We start from the raw sequence: 13,277 nt of genomic DNA on the forward strand, positions 1-13,277 counted from the left end.
GGGCGTCCCCGGGCACGGGGGCGCCCGGGCCCGGGGACAGGTGGGTCAGGTTCTCCCGTACGGTGCCGGTGAACACGTAGGCCTGCTGCGGCAGCAGGGTCCGCCGGAGGTCCGGTCCCGTGGCACCCGGTTCCCGGCGGGCGGCCGCGCCGGCGACGAGGGCCGTCCCCGCGTCGGGCGCCAGCATCCCGGCGAGCAGCGCGGTGAGCGTGGACTTGCCGATGCCGCTCGGCCCGACCACGACGAGGTGCTCCCCCGGCCGGACCACCAGGTCGAGGGCGTCGAGTACGGGGGCCGCGCCCGGGCCGTAGGCGAAGGTGACGCCCCGGAGCTCGGCTGCGGCGGCGGTTCGCCGACGGGCGTGGACGAGCGGGTGCGGCTTCGTCGCGGGGCGGCCGTCCGGGACCGGCGGCAACGGATCGAGCGTGCGCGGCGGCGTCGTGCGGAGGCCGTCCGGGATCGGCGGCAACGGATCACAGAAGCGTTCGAGGACCACCAGTAGTCGGGTACCGGCGGAACCCAGTGCCGTCATCAGGGAGTTGAGGGCGGGCAGCAATGCCTGCAGCACGTACGTGAGGCCGCCGGCCAGCGTACCGGCGGTGATCCCGTGCCCGAGCAGCCAGGGCGCCGCGGCGAGCAGTGCGATCACCGGCAGCCGGCCCGCCGTACCCAGGGCCAGGGTGCGCAGGGCCCCCCAGCGCGCGAGCTTGCGCGCCAGCCGCTCCTGGGTGGCGATCAGGGGCTCCACCCGGGCTGCCGCCGCCGCCTGTCCGCCGCAGGCGACGATGTCGCGCAGGCCCTCCCCCAGCGCCCCCACCCGGTCCGACAGCGCCTCGTCGGTGTCCAGGGACCGGCGTTGCACGGACGCCATGGGGCGGAGCGTGGCCAGGAAGGCGGCCGCGCCCAGCAGGAGCGGGGGCAGCACGATCAGCAGGAGCAGCGGAGCCAGGGCAGCCATGCCCGCGAGGGCGCCGACTGCGGTGAACACGAACGAACGTGTGGTCAGGACCAGTCCCGCGAAGGAGTCCCGGGCCATTTCCGTCTGCTGGGTCAGCCGGGACACCGCGCCCGTGTCGGGAGCGCGCGCCGGGTCGGCGACCGCGCGATCGAGCGCCTGCCGCACCGCACGCCGGACCAGGCCGTCCCGCAGCGGCTCCACGAGGTCCGCGAGGCCGGCGAACACACCGCGCAGTGCGAAACCGCCGAGGAGTGCTCCGGCTCCGGCCGCGGCCAGCCATGCGAGGCCGGTGACGGTGCGGCCGGCGAGGAAACCGTCGTCGAGGGCGCGGGCCACGCCGTAGCCGCCGAGGAACGTGTGGGCGGACTCCAGGAGCGACCATGCCGCCAGCCGTCCCAACGCGCCCTTGCGGCCGCGCAGGAACCGCCGGCCCTCGGGGGCCACCCGACGCCAGGCCTCGCCCTCGGTCACCCGGCCGCCTCCTGTTTCCCCGGCGCCCGGCGATCGTCCGCTTCCGGGACCGCAGCCGCCTCCCCCGCTGCTTCCGCTTGCGATGCCGCTTCCGTTACTGCTTCCGCCGCTTCCGTTGCCGCGTCCACATCGGCTCCCGTCTCCGCGTCCGCAGCGAACACCGCCCGGTAGTCGGGCTCGTGCTGCCACAGCTCGTCGTGGGTGGCGATCGTCCGCACCCGCCCGTCCTCGAGCCATACGACGAGGTCGGCGCGGACGGCGGACGAGAGGCGGTGCGCGACCACGATCCGGGTGCCGGGCCGGACCTGGTGGGCGAGCGCCCGCTCGACCTCCCGGGCCGTGACGGTGTCGAGGCTGGAGGTGGCGTCGTCCAGCACGAGGAGCCGGCCGGCGTGGCAGAACGCCCTGGCCAGCCCCAGGCGTTGGACCTCGCCGCCGGACATCGGGGCGTCGGTGAGGCGCGTGCCGTACCCGTGGGGCAGGTGCCGTACGAACAGGTCGGCGCCCGCGGCGCGGGCCGCGGCGCGCACCGCTTCCGGGCCGGGGTCCGGACCCGCGCCGAACCCGATCGCATCGCCGACCGTGTCCCCGAGCAGCACGGGCCGGTCGAAGGCGTGCCCGACCTCGCGGCGCAGCGCTTCGGCGGTCACCTCCCGTAGCGGTACGCCGTCCAGCAGTACCTGACCCGCGTCCGGGTCGGTGAGCCGGCCGGCCACGGCGGCGAACAGCGTCTTGCCCGCGCCGGACCGGCCCACCACCGCCACGGTGGTGCCTCCGGGGATCACCAGGCTGATGTCGTGCAGGACCGCCGATCCGCCGCGCACGACCCGGACGTCGCGCAGTTCCAGGGTGCCGGGGCCGCCCTCCGGCAGCTCCGACCGGCCGTGGTCGAGTACGGGCAGGGCCAGGAGGGCGGCGGTCCGACGGGCGGCGGACCGGCCCCGGACCACGGCGGCCAGCCCGCCGGTCACGGCGCCCATGCCGGCCGCGAGGCCCGCGTAGCGTACTGCCGCGAGGAGTTCGCCGACCCCGATGACCCCGGCCGACAGGCGGATGCCGCCGACGGCGAGTACCACGTACAGGAGCATCGGCATGAGGGCCGCGGACCGGGCCGTCGTACCGCCGTAGACCTGCCACATCCGCCTGCCCTCGGTGCCGAGCTCGGGCAACTGCGCGAGGATCCGGGTGCGTTCGCGGTCCGCGGTACCGGCGGCGGCGATCGTGCGCGCCCCGGCGAGTGCCTCGACGAGGCGGCCGGCGGTGGCGAGCTGCACCTGCTGGTAGCGGGCGACGCTGGTGAGGGTGTCACGGGCGAAGGCCCGCAGCAGGAGCACCAGCAGCGGAACGCCCATGAGGAAGGCGAGCGCCGTCCACAGGTCGATGAGGAAGAGTGCGCCCACCGCGCCGAGCGGCGGCAGCAGTGCGGCGACGGCGTGCGCGACGGCGGCCGGCACCTTCCCGGCCTCGGCGGCATGGGCGGTCAGCCGTGCGGCGGTTTCGCCGGGTGCGTAGCGGGCGGCGTGGTGCGGGGCCGTCCGCAGGAGCCGGGAAAGCCCCAGCCTGCGCAGTCGGGCGGTGGAGCGGCCGTCCACGTCGCCGGTCAGCCGTGCGGCGGCGGCGTCCAGCACCACTTCGGCCGCGATGACCGCGGCGCACAACAGCGTCCAGGCGGTGCCCGACGGGTCCCGGCGGAGCAGCAGGTCGAGGGTGTGGCCGAGGACGGCGGGTTCGGCAAGTGCTGCCGCGGCGGCCGCCACCGCGCATCCGAGGACGGCGGCGGTGCGCCCACCACTGTGCCGGGCCGCTGCCACGAGCGCCCGATCGGCGTCGCGTGCCACGGCCGGCGTCTCGGCTGTGTCGACGGCCGCATCGGGGGGCCTCATCGGCGGATGCCTCCAGTGATGTGGTGCGGGCCCGGACGGCGAACCGCCCGGGCCCGAGGTGACCTAGGTCAGTTACAGGTCGTGACGCTCAGGCTGCTGTCACCGCACAGCAGCAGGCTGGCCCGGCTGCCGCCGCCCGTCATCGCGACCTCGGCGGTCTCTTCCTTGGGGGTCTCCATCGACTGCAGGTCAAGAAGCGTCATGTCAGATTCCTCTTCTTCTCTTGAGTGGTGCGATGGGTCACGGCCCCGAACGGGACCGGCTTGGGGGCCGCTGCGCGCTCGCGCAGCGGCGGGAGGAACGGCAGGTGTGCGCGCCCGCCGGGCGCCGCGCTGCCGAGGGCCAGGAGAGCGCCGGCCGTGCCCGTGGCGAGGTCCATGGACAGCCGCATCATCTGCTCGCCCGGGAAGGCCAGATGTCCCTGGTACGGCACCGCGTGCCGGGCCAGTGCCTCGATCTGGCGGGCAATGGCGTCGGGCCCGGTGCCCGGGCCCGGCGTAGTGGTCCGGGCCAGGTGGAGGATCATCCCGGCGGCGCCGCGCAGCAGCCCGGGCTGGGCGTAGAAGGTCGCCTGCGCCGCCCGTACGATCTCGCGCCGGGCCTGTTCGAAGCGCTCGTCCGGGCCGTGCTCCAGCCAGTCGTCGAGCACCATGCCGATGCCGACACTGCCCTCGCCGAGGTACGGCATCGTGCGCCAGCCCTCGTTCACCTGGAGGGTGCCGTACGCGCTGGTGACGCAGCGGTCGAGGTCGCGGTGGAGCGCGTGGGCGGCATGGATCAGCAGTTCCTTGTCGCCGGTGCGCTCGTACAGCCGCACGAAGAGCAGGGCGGGCCCCGAGTTGCCGTACAGCAGTCCCGCGCGGGTGGGCCGCTGCTCCGGCCTGGCGATCAGCTCGGCGCAGCGCAGGGCTGCGGTGTGCAGCTCGCTCTCGCCGCTCGCGGTGCCGAGCGCGTCCAGGGCCAGGCCGATGCCGGCGAGTCCGCTGTGCAGGTCGGGGCCCGCGCTCTCCCAGGGCTGGTGGAGCAGTTGGCCGGCGAGGGAGAGCGCACGGTCGTGGTGTCCGAGCCGGTGCAGTGTCCAGGCCGTGCCGGCCAGGCCGTCGTAGAAGCCGAGCGGTGTGCCGGAGACCGGTTCCCCGGCCCGCTCCAGCAGCCATTCCTCGGCCTCGGGCCAGGGTCCGGCGCCGGTCTCGGCGAGGGCGTGCAGCACTCCGGCGATCCCGTAGCCGAAGCCGATGCCTCCGCCGGCCGTCGCGAACTGGGCGATGTCGCCCGGGACGAGGCGGTCCTCGCGGTCCGGGGTGGCGCTCGCCCGCAGCGCCGCGGTCATCGACGTACGGGCGGCCGGCCATTCCCCTGGCTCGACGGGCAGGTACGGCCCGCCCGGTGCGGGCAGGCGGCCGCCCGGTGCGCCCTGCGGGACGCCGGACAGGATCTCCTCGACGGCCTCGTCCAGGAACCGCCGCGGTACGGGGAACTGCTCGGCGGCGACGGCGGCCAGATGCGCGGCCTTGGCCCGGTCCAGGACGAGCAGGCTGGTCAACGGGAGGAACAGGGCGAGCCTCAGGCAGGCGAGGGCGTAGCGGTCGACGGAGAACCCGCGCCGCTCGGCCGGGGCGACGAAGGCGGGGTTGGCCACGGTCTGCCGCAGCCCCTCGTCGACGTGGGCGGCGGCTTCGAAGTCCAGTAGTGCGACGGAGGGTTCACCGCTCTCGTCCTCCGCCACCATGATGTTGAAGAGGTGGAGGTCGTTGAAGACCACGCCACGGGCGTGCACGGCGTCTACGGCCTCCGTGACACGCCGGTGGATCGTCAGCGCCCACTCGGTGTACGAGGCGAGCTCCTCCGGGTCGGGATCCGCCTCGATCAGCGGGTGGCGGCGGGCGAAGTACGTGTTGAGCGGTTTGCCGGCGAGGTGTTCCAGTACCAGGAAGTGGTGGTCGCCGACCGTGAACGCGCCGCGGACCGCCGGGACGCAGTCCAGGCCCGCCAGCCGTTCCAGTGCGGCCTGTTCGCGGTGCAGCCGGGTCACCGCGTCGGCGCCGTCGGCGGCGAGTCCGGCGTACGGCCGGGCCTCCTTGAGGACCACGGGCTCGCCGGTGCGGCTGTCCTTGCCGAGGTAGACGCCGCCGCCGTTGGAGAAGTGCAGCGCCCGCTCCACCGTGAAGGGGATGCCGGTCAGGGTGACCGCGGAGCGCGCCGCGAGGTGCGGCTTCAGGAAGTCCGGCAGTTCGAGCCACTCGGGCGGCTGGAAAGCCGGTCCGCGCCGGTCCGGTACGAGCCGACCGTCGGGGGTCTCGATCGCCGGGACCAGTTCGCCGTGCTCGTCGTAGCAGTGCCGCAGGGTGAAGCTGCCGTAGCGCACGTACACCGGGCCGGCGCCCCAGCGCAGATCGCTGAGGATGTAGGGGCCGGCCGCCCCCGCCAGCGCGGCATCGAGGTCCTCCGCGATCCGGCGGCACTGCTGCTCGCCGACCGGGTACACGGTGATGAACTTGCCGCTCGCCGCGCGGTCGGCGTACTTGGCGTTGCGCAGGTGCAGCAGGTACCGGCTCGGTATGAACTTGAAGGCGATGCGTCGGGCGGTGCAGTACTCGTACACCGTCGTCAGCAGCGATTCGGCGTTGTCGAGCGTGGCGGAGATGTGGATCTTCCAGCCCTGCGCGGGAAGTTCGGCGCCGACGGGACGCAGCGCGAGCCAGTCGCCGCTCCGGTGCGAGCGCCACCCCGACGGGACGGGGGCGAGCGCGGCCGGGTAGCTCTCACCGGCGCGCCGGTACGGCGCGTCGTAGAACCAGCGGTCGGCGTCGCAGAAGGCCGCGTACCCCTTGTTCACGCCTGCTCCCTCGGTCGGTGGCAGACCCGACCGTGTCACGCCCGGCGGACGCGGCGACAGTCACCGCTGTCACCGACGGGGTGTGCAGTACTCACGAGTCACGAGGCTCCGCTTCGCGTCGCGTCCGCCCCGGCTTCGGCACCCGCCTCGGCTGCCGTTGCCGTACGGCTGCGGTGTCGGCGCGGAGCCCGGCCGGCCGGCGGCGGGTCCAGCGGTGCCACCAGTGCCTGCGACGCGGGTGCACGGCCCGCCCCAGCCGCCGGCCGATCAGCAGGTACCCGAGGAGCGCTCCGGCCGTGTTGAGGATGACGTCGTCGATGTCGAAGACGCGTCCCGTGACGAGGGCGCCCTGCGTGAGCTCCGCCAGCGTCGTCAGGCAGACCGTCACTGCGGCGAGCCGCAGCAACCCTCGGGCCGGGGGCAGCAGGACGGGCAGGAGCACACCGAACGGCAGGCCCAGCAGCAGGTTCCCGCCCAGCTGGCGCACCGCCTCGATCGTCGACGTCCCGTCCAGGTAGGCGCGGATCGAGCGGCCCGGTCGGACATTGCTGTGCACGAGGGCCGCCGAGGCCGCGGACGGTTCCAGCATCAGCCGGGCCAGAACCACGCTGAACAGGGCGGTCCCGACGAGGGCCGCCCCCATGGCCAGCGCCCGGACGGCCGGATGTGCCGGACGGCGTCGCCTCCCGGCGGCCGGTTCGGCCCCTTCGTCCGCCTCGTCACCGCGCCGCCGCACGTACCTCCTCCATGTCATGCGGGCTCGTCTTCCCTCTGGACGGCCAGGTACGCGTGAACCTCTGACGGCCCGCCATGGCAGGCGGTCCGTACCCGTCGGGTAGACGGGCAGGGCCGGTACGCCCGTACGCGGGAGCTCATGGGCGCTGCTGATCAGCGGTGTGCTGAGCGCAGTGTGGTCGGCGTGGTACGGCTCCTTCGCCCTTCGGCGTGGAACTGGGCCCCGTGAGCAGGGTGAGGTGGGCGAACCAGAGTCGGACGGGGAACCCAAGATGCCGGCCGACGAGCCGTGGAAACGGCCGTACGGCCACCAGCAGCACGGGCCGGCAAACGAGCGCGAAGCCGTCCTGGCTGCCCCCACCGGCGGCAGGTGCGACCCGTCGGTCCGGCGGCCCCGCCGGACCGCAGGCCTGATCCTCAGCGGCCTGGGGGCGGGGAAGGGGTCTTCAGCGGCCGGGGGCGGGGGCGGGTGCCTTCGGGGTCCGGCGCCCGGTGACCAGCCGGAAGGCCTCGATCTCCGCCCAGACGTCCTTGCCGGAGCCGTGGGTGTAGGCGCCCCACCGGTCGGAGAGCCGCTCCACGATGTGCAGGCCGCGGCCGCCGGGGACGCCCGGCCGGCGCACGGTCCAGGTGCGTGGCAGCGCCGTCGAGCCGTCGAGCACATCGATGCGCAGGGCCTCACCGGCGGTCAGTACGAGCTCGTGGCAGCCACTCGCGTGCAAGGCTGCGTTGGTCACCAGCTCGGACACGACGAGCAGGGCGTCCTCGGCGCTCTCGTGGCGGTCCCACCCCCAGTCCCGCAGGGTCTGGCGGGTGAAGTCGCGGCCCTTGCCGACGGCGCCCCGGACACCACGCAGGGCGAGTCGGCGGCACTGGCCCCTGACAGGCACTCCCGCACACAGAGGATCACCGGTGGCTGCTCCCGTCGTGTTCACTGTCGCCTCACCCCGGCCGTCGATGCTGGTGTGTTCCATGGAGGCGGTCGGCTCCGTCTGCGGACCGCCCGGGCCGGTCGCCCTTCGACCGTGTCCTCGGTCTCGCGTATGCCCGCCCTGATTGTCCGGACACGTGGATACCGGCGACATGTGGAGACCCGGGGGGTGGCAACGGCAGGTGACGCCGTGAACGCACCCCGCCACGAGTCTCCTGTCGGCGGGCGGACCGTTCGGGTGCAGTCGAGGCTCTGCCGGGATGGCGGCGCCATGCCGGGTAGGCGTGGTACATGAACACACACGCCCTCGACACTTCCCGGACGACCGAACGCACCTCGGCCCTGGAGACCGCTTCGGCATGGTGGCTGACCACCCTTGACCGTATCGAACGGACGACGGTGGCGGATCCGGCGATCCGGCTCCTCCAGCGGGGGATCCGCTCGCTCCCGCTGGGCGGGGTACGCGATCTGCTGCGCGGCAGGCAGCTGGGCCATCCTGTGCATCCCGTTCTGGTGCAGGTACCGATCGGCTGCTGGCTGTCGGCCGCCGTACTGGACGTCGTACCGGGAGGGCAGCGCGCGGCCACGACCCTCACGGCCGTCGGATTGGCCGGGGTCGCCCCGGCCGCGGTCGCCGGCTGGGCCGACTGGGCGGACCTGCCACCCGAGCAGGCGCGGGTCGGACTGGCCCACGCGGTCACGAACGTGGTCGCGGTGGCCTGCTACGGCGCGTCCCTGACGGCGCGGCTCTGCAGCCGGCCGGCCAAGGGCCGGATGTGGTCGTGGGGCGGACTGACGGCGGTCGCCGTGAGCGGCGCCCTCGGCGGGCACGTGGCCTACCGGCAGGCCGTCGGGGCACATCCCGCCACGTAGAACCCGGCGAGCACGCCGGCCACCGTGGCCGGCGTGCTCGGACGGCAGCGCGCCCCGCAGCGGATCCGGTCGGATCCCAGGGCGCGGATCAGCCGTGCGGGTGCCCTGCTCGGGGGGGGCCGCGACCCGTTCTCAGTGGTCCTCGCCGGCCGGCGGCCTCGGGCGGTCCGGGCGGGCCTGCTCCTCGCGGCCGACACCTGGGCGCTGCCGCTTGGCCGCGTGGCCTCCGGCATCCGCGTCGCCGTCGCCCGAACGCCGGACGACGGCTTCGTCCGCCTGCTGCCGGGCCTCAGGGTCCCCGCTCTCGCCCACTGCCTCGGACGGGGTGGTGCGCGGGTGACGCCGGGACTTCTCGTGAGCCGTCATGGTGTCCTCCTTCGGTGGTGCCGGTCTCCAGCGACTACCCCGCTCCGCCCACCTCAGACGAGCTGCCCGAGGGTGTGCTGCGCGGGCACGCGCCGCTGACGTGCCCGGTCAGCCTTCCTTGCTCGGAAGGATCTCCCTGACCTTGGCGATGGCGAAGCCCCACCCCTGGCTCACGGTCGGCTTCCCGGGTACGGCCACCTCGTCGGGGTTGGTCAGGACGTCCAGCAGGACCGGCCCCGGAGTCTCGAACGCCCTGCGCACGCTGTCGTGGAGATCGGACGGGTCGGTGACCCGGATGCCGGTGAGGCCGAGTGCGGCGGCGACCGCGGCGAAATCGGGGTTGTCGAGTTCCGTGCCGAACTCGGGCAGCCCCGCCTGTTCCTGTTCGAGTTTGACCATGCCCAGGCGGCGGTTGTCGAAGACGACGAGCTTCACCGGCAGCCGGTACGTCTTGATCGTCATGAGGTCGCCGAGCAGCATGCTCAGGCCGCCGTCGCCGCAGAACGCGACGATCTGGCGATCGGGCGCCCAGAGCTGGGCTCCGAGGGCCTGGGGCATGGCGTTGGCCATCGAGCCCAGGTTGTACGAACCGATCAGGCGCCTGCTGCCGCGCATGGTGACGAAGCGCGAGAGCCAGACGGTGGCCATGCCGGTGTCGGAGGTGAAGACGGCGTCCTCGGCGGCGTACGTGTCCACCGCGGCGGCCAGGGCCTCGGGGCGGATCTCGTGGTCCCTGTTGTCCAGGGCAGCGCGCAGTTTGCCTGTCCAGCGGCGTTCGTGCGCCGGATCGGCCAGGCGCTGCTGTCCTTCCTGCCAGTGCGCGAACCGATCCCGCGCGTCCTCCAGGTGGGCCCGGTCCGGAGCCTCCTTCAGGAGCGGCAGCAGGGCCCGCAGCGTCGCCCCCACGTCCCCGGACAGGCCCACGTCCACGGGTACCCGGCGGCCCAGGTGCTCTTCGCGCGTGTCGACCTGGACCACTTTGCAGTCCTTCGGGTACCAGTCGCGGTAGGGGAAGTCGGTGCCCAGCATGAGCAGAGCGTCGCCGTGGTCGAGCGCGTGGGAGGCCGCGGGGTTGCCGATCAGGCCGGTCTGGCCCACCTGGAAGGCGTTGTCGTCTTCGAAGCCCTCCTTCGCCTTGAGGGTGAGCACCATGGGAGCGGCGAGCAGCTCTGCGGTACGGAGCACTTCGGCGCGGGCATCGCGGGCCCCGCGGCCGACGAGGAGGGTGACGCGGGAGGCGGAGTTCAGGAGTTCGGCGGCCTCTGCGAGGGCCGGGTCGTCCGGTCGGGTGACGGGGCGGTCGAGGGCGAACCGCGTGGGACGGTCGTCGCTCAGCTCCTGATCGCCCAGGTCACCGGGCACGGTCAGGACGGCTACCCCGCCTTCGCTGACAGCAGCGCGTACGGCCGACTCCAGCATCCGCGGCATCTGCTCCGGGGAGGTGACGGTGGCACGGTAGACGGCCACGTCACGGAAGAGCAGGTCGTTGTCGACTTCCTGGAAGTAGTCGCTGCCGATCTCGGCAAGAGGCACCTGGCCGCAGATCGCGAGCACCGGGGTACGGCTCTTGGCCGCGTCGTAGAGCCCGTTGAGGAGATGTACGGAGCCCGGTCCCACCGTGCCCATGCACACCCCGAGGGTGCCCGACAGCTGGGACTGCGCTCCGGCGGCGAAGGCCGCCGCCTCCTCGTGCCGGCAGCCGACCCAGTCCAGGCCGTCCGTGGTGCGGATCGCGTCGGTCAGTGGGTTCAAGGCGTCTCCGACGACTCCGAAGACGTGCTGGACGCCCAGTTCCTTGAGTGCGTCGACGATGACGTGGGCGACGGTGCGTGCCACAGGAGTGCCCTTCGGTCAGGTGCGGCCCCACGGTACGGCCCCACGGTGGAGGTGCCGGGTTCAGTGGGTGCCGGGTTTCAGTGGGTGCCTGGTTCAGTGGGTGAAGCGGTCCGGGTCGGCCGCCTGCCAGTCGGATGCCCAGTCGGCGGGCGCCGACGCGAGCAGTTGTCCGGGGGCGAGCCACGCGTGGAGTTCGGCGTACGAGCGGACGGTGTGCGGGTCCACCCGTTGGAGGAGCATGTGGGGTCGCAGCCCCTGCGGGTCGTCGACCCCCATCGAGGCCATGATCTGGAGGGCACTCCTGACCGTGGCCTGCTGGTAGCGCCGTACGCGCTGCGACTTGTCGGCGATGTCGACGGCGCGGGCGCGCCGCTCGTCCTGGGTGGCGACGCCGACGGGACAGGTGTTGGTGTGGCACCGCTGGGCCTGGATGCAGCCGATCGCGAACATCATGGCGCGGGCGGCGTTGGTGTAGTCGGCCCCCTGGAGCAGCCGTTTGACGAGGTCGCTGCCGGTGGCGACCTTGCCGCTGGCCCCGATCCGGATCCGGTCGCGCAGCCCGACGCCCACGAGGGCGTTGTGCACGGTCATCAGCCCCTCGCCGAGCGGCAGGCCGACGTTGTCCGCGAACTCCAGCGGCGCCGCGCCCGTACCGCCCTCCGCGCCGTCGACGACGATGAAGTCCGGCGTGACGCCCTCCTCCAGCATGGCCTTGCAGACGGCGAGGAACTCACGGCGCGATCCGACGCACAGCTTGAACCCGACGGGCTTGCCGTCGGCGAGCTCGCGCATCCGGGCCAGGAAGCGCACCAGCTCGCGCGGTGTGGAGTACACGCGGTGGTAGGGCGGCGAGACGACGGTCTCCCCCTGCGCAACCCCGCGGACCTTCGCGATCTCCGCGTTCACCTTGGCACCCGGCAGGACCCCTCCGATGCCGGGCTTGGCCCCTTGACTGATCTTCAGCGACACGCACTTGACCTGCTCGTGGGCCGCCTTTTCGGCGAACTTCCGCTCGTCGAAGTCACCGTCGTCCGTCCTGCAGCCGAAGTACCCGGTGCCTATCTCCCACACGAGGTCCCCGCCCGGGCGCAGGTGGTACTCCGAGAGACCGCCCTCGCCGGTGTCGTGGGCGAAGCCTCCCAGCTCTGCGCCGGTGTTGAGGGCGAGCACGGCCCGGGCGGACAGCGAGCCGAAACTCATCGCCGAGACGTTGAGCAGGGCCATGTCGTAGGGCCGGGTGCAGTCGGGGCCGCCGATCCGGACCCGGGGCGGGGCGGTGCGCACCGGGCGGGGGGCCATGGACGGGACGAGGTATTCGCTTCCGGCCCGGTAGAGGTCGAGTTCGGTACCGAACGGCTCCTCCGCGTCGGTGCCCTTGGCCCGCTCGTAGACGATGCTCCGGGTGTCGCGGTCGAAGGGGCGGCCGTCGAAGTTCCGCTCGATGAAGTACTGCTGGAGCTCCGGCCGCAGCGCCTCCAGCGCGAAGCGGAGGTGTCCGAGGAGCGGGTAGTTCCGCAGAACGGAGTGCCGCCGTTGCACGAGGTCGTGGACGGCCACCAGCGCGAGCAGGAGCAGGGGGACGGCCGCGGCCGACCACCAGGGCGAGGCCAGGACGGCGGCGACGGAGGCGCCCAACGCGAGCGAAGAAAGGAGGGCCACTGCAAGTAGTTTCAGCACATCGCTCTTGTGTCCCGAAGCCCGGCGGCCAATCGGCCGTCCGTGCAAGCCCGTTACGGTCCGGGCAAGGCGGTGGGCCCGGACTCGACGAGTCCGGGCCCACCGCTTTCGAGCTGGTCAGGCGCGCGGGACGCCGAAGGGGCCGCCGGTGCCGTAGTAGGTGCCCAGCTCCTCGCGGTATCCGGCGTCACCGAGGTGCTTGTCCCTGTGGAACTCTGGGGCGTCCTTGATCTGGCCCTTGGTCCGGTCGACGAAGACCGTCCGCTCCTCCGGGTCGATGCTGACGACGGTGCTCGCCGGAAGCAGGACCTCCTTGCCGAAGATCCAGACCCCGGTGTCCACGACCAGGTAGGCGTCACCGACCTCGTCGGAGTGCTTGTCGACCTTGCCGATGCCGCCGTCGGTCGCCTCGACCTTGTAGCCGGTCAGATCGGTACCGGCCAGGTGGCCCGAGGTCGACTTGTAACTCCACACATGCTCAGTCACGCGAAAACAACTCCTCCGGTAAACAGAGAACGGCAAAGGATTCCCCGCCGTCCGTCCTTTTTCCGTACGTCGTGCGCGGCGGTATTCGCTCTCCGCCTGAACTCCGCCTGCCCCGAACCCCGGCGCATCATTCGCCCGGTGCCGATTTTCGATTTCAACCGCCTGCCGGGAGACGTCCGGTGGAGACGGCGACGTGCTGGTGGCCCGCCCCGTCCGGGGCGGGCC

The 13,277-nt window shown here is 73.1% G+C and carries 11 protein-coding genes; 1 reads left to right on the top strand and 10 read right to left on the bottom strand.

Annotated features, from left to right (window positions below; all coding sequences use genetic code 11):
* The 6 genes from AB0D48_RS36105 to AB0D48_RS36130 all read right to left on the bottom strand — a co-directional run.
* A partial coding sequence (locus AB0D48_RS36105) for an ABC transporter ATP-binding protein/permease (protein WP_362407148.1) occupies positions 1-1,429 on the bottom strand: 1,429 nt, incomplete at its 3' end.
* Positions 1,426-3,312: an ABC transporter ATP-binding protein gene (locus AB0D48_RS36110; RefSeq protein WP_362407151.1), complete on the bottom strand. Its 1,887-nt coding sequence runs from the start codon at positions 3,310-3,312 to the stop codon at positions 1,426-1,428. The genes AB0D48_RS36110 and AB0D48_RS36105, both read right to left, overlap by 4 nt.
* Positions 3,313-3,380: 68 nt before the next feature.
* Complete coding sequence (locus AB0D48_RS36115; RefSeq protein ID WP_030708858.1) at positions 3,381-3,515, bottom strand: SapB/AmfS family lanthipeptide; 135 nt, start codon at positions 3,513-3,515, stop codon at positions 3,381-3,383.
* Entirely contained in the window at positions 3,512-6,148 is a 2,637-nt protein-coding gene (gene lanKC / locus AB0D48_RS36120) for a class III lanthionine synthetase LanKC (RefSeq protein ID WP_362407155.1), read from the bottom strand. Before lanKC ends, AB0D48_RS36115 begins: the two co-directional genes overlap by 4 nt.
* A gap of 91 nt (positions 6,149-6,239) precedes the next feature.
* Complete coding sequence (locus AB0D48_RS36125; RefSeq protein WP_362407158.1) at positions 6,240-6,902, bottom strand: VanZ family protein; 663 nt, start codon at positions 6,900-6,902, stop codon at positions 6,240-6,242.
* Positions 6,903-7,329: 427 nt separating this feature from the next.
* A complete protein-coding gene (locus AB0D48_RS36130) occupies positions 7,330-7,857 on the bottom strand; it encodes an ATP-binding protein (RefSeq protein ID WP_362407161.1) in 528 nt (175 codons plus the stop codon).
* 248 nt (positions 7,858-8,105) lie between these two features.
* Here AB0D48_RS36130 and AB0D48_RS36135 point away from each other — a divergent pair, with 248 nt between their 5' ends.
* Positions 8,106-8,687 (top strand): DUF2231 domain-containing protein, encoded by a 582-nt coding sequence (locus AB0D48_RS36135; protein ID WP_362407164.1) that lies wholly within the window; start codon positions 8,106-8,108, stop codon positions 8,685-8,687.
* Between the two features lie 132 nt (positions 8,688-8,819).
* Here the strand turns inward: AB0D48_RS36135 and AB0D48_RS36140 are convergent, their stop codons facing one another.
* The 4 genes from AB0D48_RS36140 to AB0D48_RS36155 all read right to left on the bottom strand — a co-directional run bounded on the left by AB0D48_RS36140 (position 8,820) and on the right by AB0D48_RS36155 (position 13,052).
* Entirely contained in the window at positions 8,820-9,053 is a 234-nt protein-coding gene (locus tag AB0D48_RS36140; RefSeq protein ID WP_362407167.1) for a hypothetical protein, read from the bottom strand.
* A gap of 108 nt (positions 9,054-9,161) precedes the next feature.
* The gene (locus tag AB0D48_RS36145) at positions 9,162-10,889 is read right to left on the bottom strand and encodes a thiamine pyrophosphate-dependent enzyme (RefSeq protein WP_362407170.1); all 1,728 of its coding nucleotides are present in this window, start codon (positions 10,887-10,889) and stop codon (positions 9,162-9,164) included.
* A gap of 93 nt (positions 10,890-10,982) precedes the next feature.
* A complete protein-coding gene (locus AB0D48_RS36150; RefSeq protein WP_362407173.1) occupies positions 10,983-12,566 on the bottom strand; it encodes an FMN-binding glutamate synthase family protein in 1,584 nt (527 codons plus the stop codon).
* Between the two features lie 117 nt (positions 12,567-12,683).
* The gene (locus AB0D48_RS36155) at positions 12,684-13,052 is read right to left on the bottom strand and encodes a PRC-barrel domain-containing protein (protein WP_362407176.1); all 369 of its coding nucleotides are present in this window, start codon (positions 13,050-13,052) and stop codon (positions 12,684-12,686) included.
* Positions 13,053-13,277 lie beyond the last annotated feature (225 nt).

The sequence above is a fragment of the Streptomyces sp. NPDC048269 genome (assembly GCF_040652395.1).
Taxonomy (GTDB): Bacteria; Actinomycetota; Actinomycetes; order Streptomycetales; family Streptomycetaceae; genus Streptomyces.